Origin of the sequence: Segatella albensis DSM 11370 = JCM 12258, assembly GCF_000426565.1 — a bacterium.
GTDB classification, from domain to species: domain Bacteria; phylum Bacteroidota; class Bacteroidia; order Bacteroidales; family Bacteroidaceae; genus Prevotella; species Prevotella albensis.
In genome coordinates, this window is the sequence record NZ_AUFP01000002.1 from 250,392 (window position 1) to 268,586 (window position 18,195).

Sequence of the window (18,195 nt, forward strand, 5' to 3'; positions counted from 1 at the left end):
TTTCCGATGACATCATCTTCGTCATCCCCGTGTGGTCCTGTCGCTACCCTGTCCGCTACCGGCCGATAAAGGAGAAAGTTCTCCCGGAGAGGCGATTAGACCTCAGAGCCACCCTTCTCTCCGGACTCCTCGGAACCGCCACCCTGGGTGGTACCGCCTGCTGGCTCACCACCATGTTCAGAGCCACCATTTTCCTTCTTGCCCTTGGCTTTCGCCTTAGCCTTAGCTTCGGCCAAGTCGACGGTATTCTTGCCATCCTTCTCAGCCTTGGCAGCAGCTTTCTGAGCAACACGACTGGCCACCTGCTCAAATTCCATATTCGTGAAGATACCCTTCAGATCATCACCCGGAACAAACTGGATGTTAACTCCCTTGATATTAGAAGCAGCGTTAAACTTATCCGCACTATCCGCACCGACGCTGTTAATCTGCAAACGGAACTTACCCAAGTCGCCAAGGCATATCTGATTGCCTCGTTTCAGTTCTCTTATCAGATTCTCCACCGTAGAGATCAACACCGCAGTGACATCAGCACGACTCAGAGTGGTCTGACTGGAGATACTCTCAGCGAAAGCTTTGATGTCGATGTTGTCTCTCACTTGGGCACGAGCATAAAACTTAGGAACCTTGTTGGTGCTCAAAGTTGGAACAAGTTTAGTAACACTGTAATCTACTGGCATACGCTAAAAATTTAGATAAACTATAGCCACGTGTTAGGGCTTACGCCCACATGGCACATCCGTTTTTCGAATGCGATGGCAAAGATACAACATCCCCAAATCCCAATGCTGCGATTTGTTGCGATTTGCTGCGATTCGCAACGAAATGATGCGAAATGATGCGAAAAAGCATTAAGGTTCGCCCAAATATTCCTCGATGAGCTTCACCTCCTTAGGGGTGAAGTAATTGCCATACTTCTTATATCCATTCTTCAACAGTTCCGAGTTTAGATCAGAACATCTCTTGATGACGCGCATCAGATCCGTACGTGCAATACTTGGAGTTGATGCATTTGGAAAGTAGCACTGAGCTAACTCTGATTTTAAAATCATACCCTTTTTTACTTCCATAAAAAAATGTTTTTACGTCTATCTTAGTGTAATATCTTAATACTATCTACACTAAGTAATATCTTAGGTACCGGCAACATACTAGTACTCAATAAGTTACAACGCTGTAAATGTACACTTTGGTAATAAGCTACCGGCCTTTATGTACAGATTGGTAACTCTGTGTGTACAGATTGGTAACTTTTTTACCCCTTCATGTACAGATTGGTAAGTGGGGGCTAAATCCAATGCCCGAGGATATCACTGAATGCCTTTCTGAGATAAGCATACGCCATGAAAACCTTGTGCTGAGATCTATTCTCGGCCATCCTCCTCTCACCATTCTGGATCGCATGCACTATCGCCTCTTTATCCTGATAGTGGACAGTAGCCAAGAGGCGAGCAGTCTGCTCTCCGGTCAAGTCAAAGATCCTTTGCAACTCATTGAAGAGTTTTTTGCGCAGAATGCCATCGACAAACTTGTTTTCCGCTACCTCCTCTTTAGATTCTTCAAACTTCAACAAGAATTCCAGTCCCTTAATCTTTTGTTTTCCGGTAGTAGGATTTATCTCCATGCACTTTTTGTAATTGAAAGAGAATCTGAGATAGTGCTCCCTGAAGAGTTCATCCATCTCCCCTTTAGCCCGATCGATGTATTTCATTCGGATAGAATTCGAGGCTGCTATCTTCGTGTTTGGACACAACAGTTGAATCAGTTTATTCCAAGTGACCCTACAGTTACCCATAGACACCCAACAAGCGAGATAGAGATACAGTCGGACGGTATGTAGACTTTTCATTTTCTGTATGGCCTCTAGACTGATGTTATGGACACCGAAATCGAGACGGAGCATCAAGAATATCACGTCGCGAGGGAAACGGAAGCTCACCATGTGTTCTTCCGGCAAATCGATGACCTCAGCCAGACGAGGGAACTCCCGATAGCACGTTTTCCTTGTCTGGGGATTGATGTACGGGTAACAGAACGGCGTAGACGAGATCTTCATAGCCTCATTACCAATACGGCAATAGTGAGATTGTACAGGATCGATTTCTCTGTAATGAATTTTCACCTCATAACACTCATCAGGTTTCATGTAATATAATTTTACAAGAGATTTCGGAACAAGCCTTGTCCTGTGATATTCCATTACATTATCAAAGATGGGTTTCATCTTACTCAGTGCGCAACAGCACATATATTCGCCAAGTTTTGTATAGTTGGCTTTAGCACGTCCCATGCCTCCTGGTATAGTCATATACTTCAATATTTTTCTCGCCATTATGTTATTTTATTATAACGCGGCTAAACGTAGTAACTTGGCGATGTGCCAGGCGAGTTTGCAACGCTTTGCGTTTGTCACGTATGATTTATTTTGTACCTACAAAGGTACAAAAATTTGATGAGATATACAAGAAAATCGAGTAAAAAAAATACTTTCGTTTTGTATATTTTTTTAGTCCTATTTTATTCTCATTTTCTACTTCTTCTATCAGATATAAAAAACGCAATTAACTTCGTAAGCTGATGCAGTTAACTTCGTAAGCTGACGCAGTTAACTTCGTAAGCCGATGAAGTTAACTGCGTAAAATGATGCTATTGACGATGCGAAAAGGGAGACACACCTCAAGTCGGGTACCACCCTTAAAATCATAACCTACACCTATGAAAAACTTACAGTTTGTTATTATTGACATACATAAATAACAATACTTATTATTTATACACCTGTTTAGTTACAAATTGAAAAGGTCGAGGTTCATATTTTAATGATACTTCCGAGATTTGTCTCATGATAACACATAAAATAATTTGTACTGAACACAATAACTCGCAAGAAAAACCAGAGCCAAGTCAAAAACAAGTAAGCAAGAGTTGAATATCTTCGCTTTCTTAAGTTTAGCCTTCATTTCGGGAGTACCACTTTGGCTGTGGACTTCGGCAAAAATTTCAATGTATCTCCTATTACGGTAAAATACGATGTATTCAAAAGAAACCGGAGAAATTCATGATTAATTAGCTTAATTGTTGAGCGCAAAGTTATCTCAAATTATCAAGAAAGAGAAATTTTAGTTGAATAATGTTACACCTTTATTCAAAGAAGGTATAAAAGTCTGCATATTAGTCATTTACAAGATATATTAAGAATACGTTTTTGAGAACAAATATCTACAATTATAAAACGGGATGAAACACTTTGAAACAAAATTCTGTCTTTCCCGGATGTAGTTGACTGTCATTTTTCTTAAAAAGTTGACACTTTAACTAGAATCGTTTACACTCTTTCTGATTTGAGAGATACCATAAAAGGACAGCATCAACCGAGGTTGACAACTGTCCATCGAAGAAATAGTTCTTATTTGTAATATTTAGTTATCCTTTGTTGATACAACTATCAATTTCTGCTAGCTAACAAATCATTGCAATACATACCATATATGATAAGTGCAATGATCAAGAGCAAGACCGCAAGGATCGTTGTCCCATTTCGTATAAAGAAAGGCGGTCTTCCACTAATGATCTTACGAACTTTATCACTACGAATCTCTATTTTCTCCAATTCATTACTCTTATCCATATACCGTTTAATTTCCTAATTCTAATTGATTCTTAACAAGATTATAGTATGCTCCACGTTTTTGAGTTAGTTCCTGATGATTTCCTGTTTCTATCACCTTACCATTGTTTAGCACAATGATTTGGTCGGCATTCTTCACCGTACTAAGTCTATGCGCCACAATAATCACAGTTTTTCCCTTGTAGAATTCGCCAAGGTTTTCAACAATCATTCGCTCATTGTTGGCATCCAAAGAGTTCGTCGCCTCGTCCAAGAAGATATATTCGGGATTCTTGTATACTGCTCTCGCTATCAGTATACGCTGCTTCTGTCCTTGGCTCAATCCCACACCATCACGTCCGATCTTGGTGTTGTATTTTAAAGGCAACCCCATCACATAATCGTTGATGCAGGCTATTTCGGCAGCCTTGAGCAGTCGTTCCTGATCTATATCTCCATCATCAACAGCTATATTGCGTGCAATAGATTCAGAAAAGATAACTCCATCCTGCATAACAACTCCACATTGCCTGCGCCACCATTTCTTGTTAAGCGAATTGATATTGGTATCTCCGATTTTTAATTCTCCAGCCAATACAGGATAATACCCCAGCATAAGTTTGATGAGCGTAGTCTTTCCACTGCCCGAAGCTCCCACGATGGCCGTTACCTTACCTTTAGGAATATGGATGCTCACATCGTCGATGATCGTTTTCAGCGCATGGGAATCATATTTAAAGTTCACATGCTCTATATCAATTCCTTTATCATCGTCTTTTATCGCTTTCTGTAATCCGGTCTTTCCGTTCTCATCATCCACATTGTGTATCTCATTGATACGTTCCAAACTGATTTTCACATCCTGTACGGAATAGAAAAAGTTCATGAGTTGTTCCACAGGAGAGTTGAGCTGCCCTATGATATACTGCACGGCAAGCATCATACCAAGCGTCAGCTGTCCATGAATGACGGAAGTTGCAGCGACCACAGTGATGATGATATTCTTCAGCTCATTGATAAAGATACTTCCGGCCTCCTGTGTCTGCTGGAGTTTCAGCGATTTCATCTGTACCCCGAAGAGGTCAGCCTGCGTATCTTCCCATTCCCATCGACGACGTTGTTCGCAGTCTTGTAGTTTTATCTCCTGCATGGAAGTAATAAACTCATAGGTCTTGTTGTTGTTGATGGCTTGCTGTTCAAAAAGTTCATAATCCAGAACTTTCCTCCTTCTGAGGAATATCGTCAGCCATCCACCATAGAGGAGACTTCCCAGGATAAAGATAGAGAATATCAGCCAATTATACGACAACAACACGATACTGAAAACGATGAATGTAAATATCGAGAACGTAACATTCAGAGTCTGTTGGGTAAGAAAGTTGTTCACACGACTATGGTCATTCATGCGCTGCATGAGATCACCCATCAGTTTTGTGTCAAAGAACGCCATAGGGAGTTTGAGCAACTTGATGAAGAAGTCGCTCACCAGTGAGATATTTATCCGCATGGAGATGTGCAGCAACAGCCATCGCCGTATAAAGTCGAAGGCCGTACGGCTAACGGTAAGCATGAGTTGTCCGAGGAGTATCAGCCATATCAAGCCGATATCTTGATTTTTGATGCCCACATCGACGATAGACTGTGTGAGAAAAGGCAAGATAAGTTGCAACAAACTTCCTACAAGCAATCCCAAGATAATCTGTCCGAAATAGCGGCGATATTTCTTGATATATTTAAAGAGAAATTTGAAAGAGCGTTGTTCCTTCATATTCTCATCTTCCAGCTGTATCTTATAGAATTCGGGTGTAGGCTCCAGAAACATGGAAATCCCTTTTTCCTCACCATCTGATTTCGTACTTATCCAATGTGCCTTGAACTCGTCAAGGCTATACTTCACAAGTCCCTTGCCAGGATCGGCGATATAGAACTTCTTTCCTTTCTTTACTTTGTATAACACAACAAAGTGGTTTTGGTTCCAGTGGAGGATACAAGGAGAATTGATTTCTGATATCTGTGATATACTTATTCTTCCACAAAGAGTTTCCAACCCAAGTTCCTCTCCTAATTTCTTTAGACTTAATAATGACACCCCTTCTGTTGTTGCAGTACATAGATGGGAAAGAGTTTCAAAGGAATACCCTTTCCCATAGTACTTGCAAATCATCGCCATACATGCTATGCCGCATTGCATGGAATCATACTGTTTATAGAGTGTAATTCTTGTCATTATAATCTTTCTTTCTCCGCATTACCGGCACCTTTTCCAATATATTTCGACTTTGTCGTATTGAAATTATAGCGCACAGTACATTCGATACATCTGGATGTTATACGCTTCATGATTTTCACGTCACTGACACCACTATATATCGTGAAATCATTTTTCATCGAAGTATTGAACAAATCGTTTACAGACAGTTTCACATTCCAGCATTTGCCAAACTGTTTGGTAACACCGGTATTCAAAGACCATACTTTCTTCATTCTAATATTCTCGGAATCTCCGGAACTGCGCCAGTTCATATCTATATTTGCAAGATATCCTTGCTTGAAATGAAACAGATTATTCCATCTGACCATGAACATCGGCTTGTTGAAGGCTTTCTCTGTGCCGAGATAGTTCATGTGAAAATCTTGGCCGATAACTCCCATCATCAAATTAGGATAATAGATTCCAAAATGTGGCGCAAATACTGCTATAACTTGATATTTGTGCAGAGCTGAAGTTGAGTTTCCTTTACGCAGCAATGTGATGGTTCCGTCATTGCCATATTGCTGACACTCATCAATGATCTTCCCGTCTGTATATGTGTAGTTGCCCATCAATATCAACCATCGATAACGGAATGTCAGAGACAGGTTGTCATCATATTGTGACTTCAAGAATGGGTTTCCACTCTGATACAGATAGCGATTGACATACGAAACGGTTCCACTTAATTGGGAATATAAAGGACGCTCATATTTCTTAGCATAACTCAACATCAAGATGGATTTCTTGATGGGAAACATTAACGATGCCGTAGGAAAAAGATTATCATAGATATGAGACTGTTCGCCCATCTTTACTCCTCCATCATAATAGCGACTGTCAATATGTTCATAGCGCATTCCCAACTGGAGATTTAAACGGCCTAAGCGTTGAGAGGTTTCTACATACGCAGCCATATTGTCTTCACGTACTTCATCATCGGTGTTCCCTATGACATGCTCCGCATTTATAGATTCCTCACTTCTTTGACTGCGAGAATATCCTATACCCATATTGATGTTACCTTTCCAAAGGGGACGAGAAGCATTCAGCTCGCCCGTTACAAGGCGACCTTTGGAATTGTCATCGATGGTGACGGTACGGTTGGTGGAATTACTGAAATTCTCCGATGAACGTTCTCTGTTTTCATTGTTCTTCCAGAGTAAGTCGAAGGCTGCATCGAGTGACCACTCTCCGAACATACCAGAATAATATCCGTCAATGAGGTGTTCCGTAGTCTTGTTTTCAGTCTCCTTAGTAACGTCACTTGTCTCGTTCAACACCTTATCAATCCACGATTCCGAATGAAATCGGGATTTCACCTTTATCGGTTTATGGGATGCTTGATAGTAAGTTCCGAAGGTGTGGTTGGGCGTGATACTGTAATTGAACCCTACCTTACCCTCGTAAAGTTGCTGACGTGCGGATGAACTCATACCAATATCTTGCATATAATGTTGCGTGAGCCAAGTATTCTGTATGTTGGCAGAAGTTCCTTTTGTTTTACTGCGATCATACTCCAGCATGGCAAATACATCCAGATTGTTGTAACGATAATTTAAGTCAACCTGCTCTGAGAAAGATGGATAGTTGCGATAGCCAACGGAGGTTTTGCTGTCGAAAGAGAAGCCTTCACCGGGATTGCGCTCGGCTGAGATGCGGATAACGGAGGATACGGTTGCATCATATCGGGCTCCCGGATTCGTAATGAGTTCTACCTTCTTGATTTTGATAGATTGCAACTGTTCCAACATATGATTGTCTCTCACCAATTGACCATTGATATAGATTGCCGGTGCTCCTTTCCCCAACACGGAAACAGTTCCCTCTTCGACAATAATGCCTGGCAAGCGACCAAGAACATCCTTTGCTGTACCAATTCTTTCCAAGATGGAACCCTTGATGTTGGTAACCAATGCATTTCCTTCTATTCGTGTAACGGGCAAAGAAGACTTTACCACCACTTCGTTGAGTAACTGACTGCTTGTGGCTAATGTGATGAGAACGGAATCCTTCTTAAAATGGTTAATGAAGGTATCCTTGTATCCTACACAACTTACCTTAATGATACGATTTGGCTCTGTCAGAATGGAGAATCTACCTTTTTCATCGGCTATAGTACCAGAGATATATGCAGAGTCTGATTGATTTAAGAGGATAACATTAGCATAAGGGATTGGAGTGCCATTCTCTGAAACAATCTTTCCACATAATATTGATTGGGCAGACATACTTAGTGCCCCAAGGATTAATGCTATTACTGTAGTTAATGTATTACGCATAATATAAGGTTTAGTATATTATCATATTCATTTCCACATTACTGAACATTAGTCATATATGGGCATTTTACATCTGGGTAGTACCATTTTGCTGATCCATATTTCTTTATAATCTCACGATAACATACTTGTCTTAATTCTCGACATCTTCTGAAATCGCTACATCTACTGCACCTCGAATCTGATGGAATGTCCTTCTGTTTTATATAAAATAGAGATTTTGCTTTGGTAGAATTCCATACTTCTAGTATGCTGTTTCTTATTATGTTTCCCACAATAAAATTTTTGTTCCAATATAGCTGTTCACACATTGTAACTTGACCATCTGGAAGTATATATAAAGACGAAAATAGACCACTACAAAATGAACGATTAAAGAAGTCTTTTTTCACCTCAATATTAGTATTTTCTTTCGTTCGTTTAGATTCAATAATACCTTGAGGATATATAATTTTAATTTTACTCCCTTCTTTTATTTTTTTAAGATAATTAATAATATTGGCAAGAGCTATTCCTTCAATCTCAATTTTTTTGTACTCTATTCTTGGATATAAAGTTTCATCTCCTTTAACTATATGCCAACTTGCTAAATGTTTAATTCCTTTTAATACATCATAGAGAGATTTCATATCATCAATGCTACTATTGTATTTAGTTAAAACAGAATGAACCATAATTGAGATACCATAGTGGTCAAGCATTTGTAAAGTGTTGATAATTCTCTTTGTATAGCCTTTTTTTACACCTATAGAACTTATTAAATGTTCTTCTATTAAGGAGTCTAAGGAAACCTGAATATCGCAAACTTTCAGTTCTGCAAGATATTGAATATCGGACTCTCCCAATGGCATTTTTGTTGAAAGATATGGGTTATAGCCATATTTCCTTAATTCCGTAAGAACTTCCCTCCAATGTTTGTACAAGAAGAATTCACCTCCGATTACATCAAATGTGTTCACATGCAATTTATATGCTTCCTGTATTATATCTTTTATTCGTTGAAGTGGAATTTTGCAATTCACTGTACGAGATTTGTCTTGATAACAATATATACAATTAGTTACGCAAACATTATTAAACATCAATGTGATAGTTGATGGCGTAAGATGCCTTTTCATTCGCAAATCAATTTTTTCGTAATCGAACAATTCAGGCGTATACCTTCTAAAAAAAACTGGTTCTTTTTGAGTCACAATTGTATATGGTGGAAATGTAGATATTCCGTCATCCCCTTTTGCAATAACTTGACTAGGATTATCCATTAATTTTTCTACGAACCCTTCTACTAAGTCTTGAGAAATATCAAGAGATTTTGCAGCATCCTCAATACATTCCTGAGCATCTCGTCCATCGACAAAACTTAATATCATGGCATAAATTGGATGTATAATATTGGTAAAGGAATCTTCAATACCTTCTAGTTGATTTCTACCAACCAATGATGCTAAAATAAGAGTACTACCAGAATCAGGCTTTAAGACATACCTAGGATTAAGAGAAATATAATGCATTTTTTATTTTATTTTAATTTATAGGATATAGGGTAATGGATTTTTTTTAATCACATTACCCCTCTTTGCTCTAAATTAAAGCACAATCACATCCATAGCCGTTGAAGTGCAAGCCGTGCATGATGTAGTACATCCTACACAAGTTGTACAAATAGAACATGATCCACCTGTCATGTTTTTTGTACCATTACCACCAGCTTTAATTTCATACATTTCTGCTTTGCTAAGCAAATTCTTTGCTTCTAAAGAATGTTTCTTCATTTTTAGTTAATTAATTTTTTTATTAATACTGTTAATTTATAAATTATATGCAAGTTATACTCTTTATTAACTATCTTAAGATCACAATATACAACTATCAAGGATTAGTGATAAAAGCCATTATTGAGAGTCTATACTTTATAAGTCCATCCTATCATCAGAGAGTGAACTTAAAATCTTTAACTAGACTATAATGATTCCGCATACAACAAAACCTTGTACTTGTTCAAGTACTGCTTCTAATATTAATTTTTGTTTGCATAATCATGAATTTAAATAAATAACGTTTACTCTTTTAAAGATTTTCTACAGACATTAGCTTATTTATTGAGCACAAATGTATCTCAAATTATCAAGAAAGAGAAATTTTAGTTGTTTCAATGTGTTTCACCATATGTTAAATAATGTTACATCTTTATTCAAAGACGGTATAAAAGTCTGCATATTAGTCATTTACAAAATATGTTAAAAATACGTTTTTTGAGAACAAATATCTACAATTATAAAACGGGATGAAACACTTTGAAACAAAATTCTGTCTTTATTTGGTAATTTGAAATATTATTATTACCTTTACACCTACAATTAAAATGCCACATGAAAATAAAAAAACACATCATATTTCTACTGTGCATGCTTTGTGTATGCTTGTCGTTTTCCTGTTCCAGGAATCCTATGTTGGATGAATTGGAGAGAATAAAAGGTGTAGGTGATAAGAACCCTGACATGGCTTTGTCTATGCTCGACTCGCTTGAACTAGAAATCAGAGGGGAAAATGAATATGTTAAGAATAAGTATGACTTGCTACGCATCAGACTGAATGATAAGGCTGAACACATGCCTAACTCTGATATCATGATAAAAAACCTTATAGCATATTTCAAGAATAATGGCTCTAATGAGGATAAACAGGAGGTTTTCTATTATGCCGGTAGCGTTTATCGTGACTTACATGATACACCACGGGCTTTGACAAACTTCTTGAAGTCGATAGATTACGCCAATAGGGGAAAATGTGATTCTATTATGCTGCGTAACACATACTCGGATATTAACTATCTTCAATATCTTGTGCAGAATTACAAGGAGGCTGTTAAGATGGCAAAGAAAGAATATGAGATGTGCAAAAGTTTAGGGACTGATGAGGTGTTGCCTAATTTGCACATCGGCTCTTCTTATCTCGCCTTACATCGTACGAAGCAGGCTAAAGCTGCATTCGATGCTGCGTTAGCTCTTATCGTTAGGGCTAAGAATATCTCTAAATACCAGAGTCTACTGATCGATATGTTGGAAGATTATTCGGATATGAAAGATATAGCGAAGGCTAAGAAATGTATGTCTCTGATTGACAAAAGTGCATTAGCAGACTCTTCGGCTGCCTCTTGTATGGCCTTTGCACAGTATTATGATGCCATGGGGAATCATGATTCCGCGATTATATATTGTAAACGGATTGTTGATAACGTAAAGGATATCACGTATATATATGATGCTTCCAGACTTTTGTTTCGTATATATGAGAAGAACGGAAATGCAGGTGATGCTTGTAAATATGCGGATATCACTATGAGAATGAGCGATTCTATTGATTTCGGAAAGCGACAGGAAATGGCTGCAACGGTAAACAATGAGTTTCAATATCATTTAGATGAAAAAAAAGAACATGCTCTAAATTGTAAGATAAACAGATATAGGAATTTGCTTGTCGGTGGTTCTTTCTTCATGATTCTGATGGTATGTATCGCCTATGTCTTATATGTGAAGAAAAAAAATAAGGACCTGCAGAACATACTTGCTCTTTCTTCTGAACTGCAACGTGTCTCTGAGGACGATCGGAAACTACATGAGGAGATAGAGCAAAAGGAGATAGAACTGAGGAATTCAAAGGAAGGGCTTGACAAAAACTCCATAGAACTGGATAAGGCAAAAGAGGAACTGCAATGTGTAAATGAGGAGTTGGTTATTTATAGTAAAAGGCTCAACGAGAAAGAGCAGGAACTGTCGGATAAGAAAAAACAGAATAAGGAAATCACAAGACTGCTACACTTGTCTAAATTGGAAGATAATGCTGAGGAGATAGTACGCGCAATAAAGAAATCGGCCGAGGACAAGAGAAGTTTGGAGACTGCTGATTGGAAACTTCTCTATAAGGCTGTAGATAAGTTATATCCTTCGTTCAAGGATAGTCTTTTCAAGGAATTGGGCTCTTGCAATGAGCAACAGATGCAAGTGTGCTATCTTATTCATATCGGTGTATCCAGAAATTTAATTCCTCTGTTGACGGGATTGTCACGCGCTACCGTATGGCGATGGAGCAAGAAATATGACCGAGTGATGAATTACGAATAATGGATACAAAAAACTTCATTTATATAGTATTCGTTTTTTTAACAGTATTTTGACGACCTGTAACTTGATTATTTCATATATTTGCAACGAATCATCTTGATAATATATCGCGATTCGAAAGTTATTATTAATCATTAAAAACGTTTTAATATATGAAAGACAATAGAATAATATCTGCAGCTCTGATAGCACTGGGAATTATTATATTAGGTGTCTGCATGAAATGGGGAATAGATGATTTCGCCAACAAAGACAGAAAGGTTGAGGTAAAAGGACTTGCTGAGCAAGAGGTTGAAGCGGATAAGGTGACATGGCCTGTCGCTTTCACTGAACTGGGCAATGACCTTCCTGAATTATACTCTCGTATCGCTGCCAAGCAAAAGAAAATCAAGGCGTTCTTGAAGGCTCATGGTATCAAGGATAGTGAGATGAGTATCAACGCGCCTAAGGTGGTTGATATGAATGCTGACACTTACTCCAATAATCATCATGATGAGCGATACAACATCACGTCTATTATCACTGTTACGTCTAATAACGTGAAACTCGTGAGAAAAATCATTTCACGACAAGGAGAATTGCTCAATCAGGGTATCGCTATCGTTTCCGGTGGCTATGAGAATCCTACTACGTATGAGTTTGTGGCTTTCAAAAAGATGAAACCTAAGATGATGCAGGAGGCTATAGAGAATGCGGAAAAGACGGCTCAACAGTTTGCTGCTAACAGTCATTCTAAACTTAGCAAGATCATCAATGCTGATCAAGGACAGTTCTCTATCGATGACAGAGATTCTAATACGCCTTGGATTAAGAAGATTAGAGTAGTGACAACGGTTACTTACTCTCTGAAGGATTAAGATGGATATGCAGAAACTTGAATTAAAGTTTCTGCATATGGTATCCCATAGCATTCAACTGTATGGCCATTCCCATAAGATACAGTTGATGCAGACAGGCGACATAACCTCGGAATGCTTCCGGGGTTCCTGGTTCGAACCTCTGATGCTGCAGGATATTATATACTCTCGAGGCGCATTCTCCAACAAGATTCTCTGTAGATTTATATTCTTCGCCTTCGAGCAACAATACTTCCTGACGGATAAATTCATCCATGTTGTCGTATCCTCGCTTATCACGAAGGTAATGATACGGGGCTTCTATCTTGTCATAGATTTCCCACTCGGTATCCCAGTATTTGGCCATTGCCATTCCTATATACATCATCCAACCTAACGAGGCTGTGGGATAATGGGCAAACTCGCGGGCACCGTCAGGGATGTAGCTGCGGGCAATCTGTTCCCACTTTGCTTCTACATCAGGACACTCGGGCATGTGTGCATCGCACTTGCCTAACTGTTGTAGATACTGGTGCAAATCGTTATGTAGTCGTTCTTCAAAATTTTCCATTATTGTTCTGGATATTGTTCGTAAATCTTTAATCCGTATGTTGGGGCTAGGGCATAGATGTGTTCCATGATTTCTGCCAAATGCATCTCATATTGTTTCCATTCTTTCTGCTTCAGGAAGAAATAGAACTCCATAGGGATGCCGCACTGGGTGGCTTCGATCTGGCGAACCATGATCAACATATCTGCATTGACGTCTTTACGTTGGCGTAGGTATTCTTCTACGTCTTTGCGGAAACGCCCTATATTGGTTTCGGTATGTTTGCTATCGGTGAAAGCTATGCTCCTCACGTCGAAATATACTTTTCGTTGTACTCGGCGTCCTAATGACTGTTGCATGCCTATCCAATTCTGAAAAGATCCGTTGACAAGCATCTTTGGGGACACGGTAATTATGGTATTATCAAAATTCTGTACCTTAACGGTGGTAAGGGATATATTTTTCACGATGCCGTTCACATCGGTTCCGGGTACGGTAATCCAATCTCCACGATGAAGCATATCGTTACTGGTAAGACGAATTCCTGCCGCAAATCCTTCGATGGTGTCCTTGAACACTAACATCAACACTGCTGATGTAGCACCCAAACCTGCAAAAAGGGTCATCGGATTCTTGCCCAAAGCTAGGGCTATGATGATGACGATAGAAACGCAGATGATAAGGATGCGCAACACGCCACAGAAGCTCTTGAGGTATTGATGTGCCGCGGAGCGTTGCTTGTCGGTGTCGATCTGGTCAAAACCTGCGATAAAGGTGACTGCCGTGCGGGTAGACATCACGGTGATATAGATGGCGGTGATACGGGCTAGTATTTCTTGAACGACACTGTGCTGATAGAATATCATCGGCATCAACTTCCAAATCACTATCGCCGGAATGATATGACATGCTGACCGAAGGACTTTCTCATTGAATAGGATGTCGTCCCATTGGGCTTCGGTGTATTTGGTAAGTCGACGTGCTATGGGAATGAATAGTCGGCGACTGGCCCAATCACAAAACCATGCGACAAGAAAAGATATGATGATCAGAAGGACATGGTACATCAAAGGGACCATATTCCCTGAAAGACCAATAAACCGGAGCAGATGCTCTACATTGATTCTTACTATTTCCATATCACGTGAGATCATAAATTATTGTGGCTGACAAAGTGCATTGCATACACGATCTTGGAATGCGCGGGCATTACTTCCGTGCATGATGCCTTGATTGATAATCGCAAAACATAGCATATGATTGTTGCTGGCCTTGCAATAGCCTGCCAAAGAGATGATGCCGGTCACTGTGCCTGTCTTCGCATGTACGTTGTCTTGGGCAAAAGTTCCTCTCATACGTTTCTTCAGGGTTCCATCTACACCTGCTATTGGTAGAGCCGAGCGCAGATGGTTATAGATGTTCTCATTCTGATAGGCATAACGCAGTAAACGAACTAGGAGCTCGGGACTTACATAGTTATATAGGGATAGTCCGGAACCGTCCGCTAGTTTATATCGTCCGTCGTCGAGACCGATCTTACTGATCAACTGACGTTCCACGGAACGGGCACTTCGGGCTGATGCCGGTCGGTTACCCGTGGATGCGGCTATCTGATAGTACATCGACTCGGCATAAAGGTTATCGCTTTCCTTCATCATCCTTGTCAATATCTGATCAATGGAATGGGTACGGGTGGTTATCAGGAAGGCGTCGCTCGGACATCTCTTTTCGCTGGAACCGTATCCTGCATAATAGATTCCTACCTCACGCAGTTTACTGATAAAGCGGCTCATAAACTGATCTTTTCGTCCTAACAGCAACGGGGTGAGTGTGTAGTTCTTGTCGTCCCAGCACCATCCTTCACCATAAGGGTTGGCATCTTTCATGCTGTTGTCGGCATAGATGTTCCCACGAATCGTATCTACACCCAATTCTTTCAAACTTGATACGAAGGCTGACAAGTCGTCATTATTGAATCGGGGATCCATGCCACCGACGCAATACACATCGCCATCAATGACATTCTCATGAATTGCACCTGTATATTTCAACTGGGTCTTAAACTGATAGCTACCACCAAGTTTATCGAGGGCTGTTATCGCCGTAACGAGTTTCATACAAGAGGCGGGACGCATCAACCATCTGGCATTATGTGCATAGATACAGGAGTCGGAACTCAAATCCCATACCATCATACCAACTTGTGATGTTTCAAACATCTTGCTCTCCAGCAATCGGTCGATACGATACTTTACTGATTCTGGCCAAGGAAGATTCGGTATCGAGTCGGCTTGTAGACTATCTACCATCGCAGAATCAGAAACTTCAGTCTGCAGGGAGTCGTCATCAAGAATCTCTTCTTTGGTGTTTTGAGCATTCATAGGCGCCAACAAGCCTAGGAATGCACCTAAAAGGATATATTTAAAATTAATCATTTTGTTCGTCTTCTTTTCAATTCTTCGATAAAAGCCTGCTCATTCTCAGGCATTACCGTAGTCAGATTTCCTGCGCCATACTCTAGCAGCAGATAATGACTCAAACCGAAATTGGATTTCATCGGGGTAACCTTGATAATCTCTTCAACGGGAATGTTCTTATTGAAAGAGAATCGCCCTTTGTCTATAATCAAGAATTCATGCTCTTCATCACGGTCAATGGGTTTCACGCGACGAAAAATATAGGATGTATGAATAACACGCTCTACCATTCCCACAACAATAATTATGAGAAACAACCCTACGATGGCCTTCTTTGCCCAAAAGAAATAAAAGGCCAAAAGCACAAAAAGGGCAATTCCGCTCTTTGCTGCAACAGTAAAGCGCTGATGAAATCTTCGATCCATAATGTTACTAAATTCGTTTGCAAAATTACAAAAAAAATATCTTTTCTGCCGTATTATGCTAATAAATTATTACTTTTGCACACGTTATAACAATAATTGTATGACTTACAAATACGACTTTTTGATTATCGGCGCAGGTATCGCCGGTATGAGCTATGCCTTGAAAGTAGCTAAATCGCACAAAGGTAAAGTCTGCCTCATCTGCAAGACTAGCCTTGACGAGGCTAACACATCTTTCGCTCAGGGCGGAGTGGCTTCGGTCACTAATCTCGAGGTCGATAATTTCGACAAACACATTCAAGACACTATGATCGCCGGCGATTATATCAGCGATTATAATGCAGTAAAGCAAGTAGTTACTAAAGCTCCTTCTCAGATTAAGGAACTCGTGGAATGGGGAACCAACTTCGATAAATTACAGAATGGTAACTTTGACCTTCATCGTGAGGGTGGCCACTCTGAATTTCGAATCCTTCACCATGCTGATGATACCGGTGCGGAAATTCAACGCGCCTTGATGGTTGCGGTACGCTCGAACCCTAACATCGACATCAAGGAGAATCATTTTGCTGTGGAATTGATTACTCAGCATCATCTGGGAGCTCGCGTTACTCGACGCACACCTTATATATATTGTTATGGTGCTTATGTGTTGAATCCTGATACTGAAAAGGTGGATACTTATCTCAGCAAGGTTACCGTAATGTGTACGGGCGGTTGTGGGGCTGTGTACAACAATACAACCAATCCTGCCATTGCTACGGGTGACGGCGAGGCTATGGTATATCGTGCAAAGGGTACTGTGAAAGATATGGAATTCGTACAGTTCCACCCTACTTCTCTTTATCATCAGGGGGAAACGCACCCTGCCTTCTTGATCACTGAGGCTATGCGTGGCTATGGCGGTATACTGAAGTTGCCAAACGGTGAAACCTTCATGGAGAAATATGATAAACGTGGTTCTTTGGCTCCGCGTGATATCGTGGCCCGCGCTATCGACCATGAAATGAAGATTCATGGATTGGATCATGTTTACCTTGATGTGACTGACAAGGATGCCGAAGAAACGAAACGTCATTTCCCTAATATTTATGCTAAGTGTTTGACCATTGGTATTGATATTACAAAACAGATGATACCTGTTCGCCCTGCAGCTCATTATATGTGTGGTGGCATCAAGGTTGACCTGAATGGTTGTTCTAGTATTGAACGACTATATGCTCTTGGAGAGTGTTCTTGCACCGGTCTGCACGGTGGTAACCGTCTGGCCAGCAACTCACTTATCGAGGCTGTCGTTTATGCTGACGCTGCTGCCAAGCACAGTATCGAACACGTGGATGACTATGACTTCAATGATCAGGTTCCTGCATGGAATGATGAGGGTACTCTCACCAACGAGGAGAAGGTTCTTATCACCCAAAGTGTAAAAGAGGTGGGAGAAATTATGAGCAACTATGTAGGTATTGTGCGTAGTGACTTACGACTGAAACGTGCATGGGATCGTCTTGATTTGCTTTACGAGGAGACTGAGAATCTCTTTAAGCGCGTTAAGGTAAGCAAGGAACTTTGCGAACTCCGAAACATGATCAATACCGGATATCTCATCACTCGTATGGCTATTGAGAGAAAGGAAAGTCGCGGTCTGCATTATACTGTGGATTATCCTGTTCATGCCTACGATAAGAAGAAAGACTGATCATTCGTTT

The 18,195-nt window shown here is 40.1% G+C and carries 15 protein-coding genes; 3 read left to right on the forward strand and 12 right to left on the reverse strand.

Annotated features, from left to right (window positions below):
- Positions 1-95: 95 nt before the first annotated feature.
- The 8 genes from K333_RS0102620 to K333_RS0102655 form a co-directional block, all read right to left on the reverse strand.
- Positions 96-680 carry an HU family DNA-binding protein gene (locus tag K333_RS0102620; RefSeq protein ID WP_024989034.1) on the reverse strand — a complete coding sequence of 195 codons (585 nt, stop codon included), beginning with the start codon at positions 678-680 and terminating at the stop codon, positions 96-98.
- A gap of 171 nt (positions 681-851) precedes the next feature.
- Entirely contained in the window at positions 852-1,070 is a 219-nt protein-coding gene (locus K333_RS0102625; protein ID WP_051230842.1) for a DUF4248 domain-containing protein, read from the reverse strand.
- 218 nt (positions 1,071-1,288) lie between these two features.
- Complete coding sequence (locus K333_RS0102630; RefSeq protein WP_024989032.1) at positions 1,289-2,332, reverse strand: replication initiation protein; 1,044 nt, start codon at positions 2,330-2,332, stop codon at positions 1,289-1,291.
- Between the two features lie 1,113 nt (positions 2,333-3,445).
- Positions 3,446-3,628, reverse strand: coding sequence for a hypothetical protein (locus K333_RS0102635; RefSeq protein WP_024989031.1), 183 nt, complete (start codon positions 3,626-3,628; stop codon positions 3,446-3,448).
- A gap of 7 nt (positions 3,629-3,635) precedes the next feature.
- Positions 3,636-5,834, reverse strand: coding sequence for a peptidase domain-containing ABC transporter (locus tag K333_RS0102640; protein WP_024989030.1), 2,199 nt, complete (start codon positions 5,832-5,834; stop codon positions 3,636-3,638).
- A complete protein-coding gene (locus K333_RS0102645) occupies positions 5,834-8,140 on the reverse strand; it encodes an outer membrane beta-barrel family protein (protein ID WP_027452298.1) in 2,307 nt (768 codons plus the stop codon). The genes K333_RS0102640 and K333_RS0102645 overlap by 1 nt, the downstream gene beginning before the upstream one ends.
- Before the next feature lie 38 nt (positions 8,141-8,178).
- Positions 8,179-9,651 (reverse strand): radical SAM/SPASM domain-containing protein, encoded by a 1,473-nt coding sequence (locus K333_RS0102650; RefSeq protein ID WP_027452299.1) that lies wholly within the window; start codon positions 9,649-9,651, stop codon positions 8,179-8,181.
- Between the two features lie 75 nt (positions 9,652-9,726).
- Positions 9,727-9,864 (reverse strand): hypothetical protein, encoded by a 138-nt coding sequence (locus K333_RS0102655; protein WP_154652967.1) that lies wholly within the window; start codon positions 9,862-9,864, stop codon positions 9,727-9,729.
- 723 nt (positions 9,865-10,587) lie between these two features.
- On the opposite strand from K333_RS0102655, the gene K333_RS0102660 reads away from it, so the two are divergent.
- Together K333_RS0102660 and K333_RS0102665 are read left to right on the forward strand one after the other, a co-directional pair.
- Entirely contained in the window at positions 10,588-12,261 is a 1,674-nt protein-coding gene (locus tag K333_RS0102660) for a hypothetical protein (protein WP_024989025.1), read from the forward strand.
- Positions 12,262-12,413: 152 nt separating this feature from the next.
- Positions 12,414-13,118: an SIMPL domain-containing protein gene (locus K333_RS0102665; RefSeq protein ID WP_024989024.1), complete on the forward strand. Its 705-nt coding sequence runs from the start codon at positions 12,414-12,416 to the stop codon at positions 13,116-13,118.
- A gap of 22 nt (positions 13,119-13,140) precedes the next feature.
- On the opposite strand, the gene K333_RS0102670 is transcribed toward K333_RS0102665, so the two are convergent.
- The 4 genes from K333_RS0102670 to K333_RS0102685 are packed head-to-tail and all read right to left on the reverse strand — an operon-like array spanning position 13,141 to position 16,489.
- A complete protein-coding gene (locus K333_RS0102670; RefSeq protein WP_024989023.1) occupies positions 13,141-13,668 on the reverse strand; it encodes a hypothetical protein in 528 nt (175 codons plus the stop codon).
- The gene (locus K333_RS0102675) at positions 13,668-14,786 is read right to left on the reverse strand and encodes a mechanosensitive ion channel family protein (RefSeq protein WP_024989022.1); all 1,119 of its coding nucleotides are present in this window, start codon (positions 14,784-14,786) and stop codon (positions 13,668-13,670) included. Before K333_RS0102675 ends, K333_RS0102670 begins: the two co-directional genes overlap by 1 nt.
- 18 nt (positions 14,787-14,804) lie before the next feature.
- Positions 14,805-16,082, reverse strand: coding sequence for a D-alanyl-D-alanine carboxypeptidase/D-alanyl-D-alanine endopeptidase (dacB, locus tag K333_RS0102680; RefSeq protein WP_027452300.1), 1,278 nt, complete (start codon positions 16,080-16,082; stop codon positions 14,805-14,807).
- Positions 16,079-16,489 carry a PH domain-containing protein gene (locus K333_RS0102685; RefSeq protein WP_024989021.1) on the reverse strand — a complete coding sequence of 137 codons (411 nt, stop codon included), beginning with the start codon at positions 16,487-16,489 and terminating at the stop codon, positions 16,079-16,081. The genes dacB and K333_RS0102685 overlap by 4 nt, the downstream gene beginning before the upstream one ends.
- 100 nt (positions 16,490-16,589) lie before the next feature.
- Here K333_RS0102685 and nadB point away from each other — a divergent pair, with 100 nt between their 5' ends.
- On the forward strand, positions 16,590-18,185 hold the full coding sequence (nadB, locus tag K333_RS0102690) for an L-aspartate oxidase (protein WP_027452301.1): 1,596 nt from the start codon (positions 16,590-16,592) through the stop codon (positions 18,183-18,185).
- Positions 18,186-18,195: the final 10 nt, after the last annotated feature.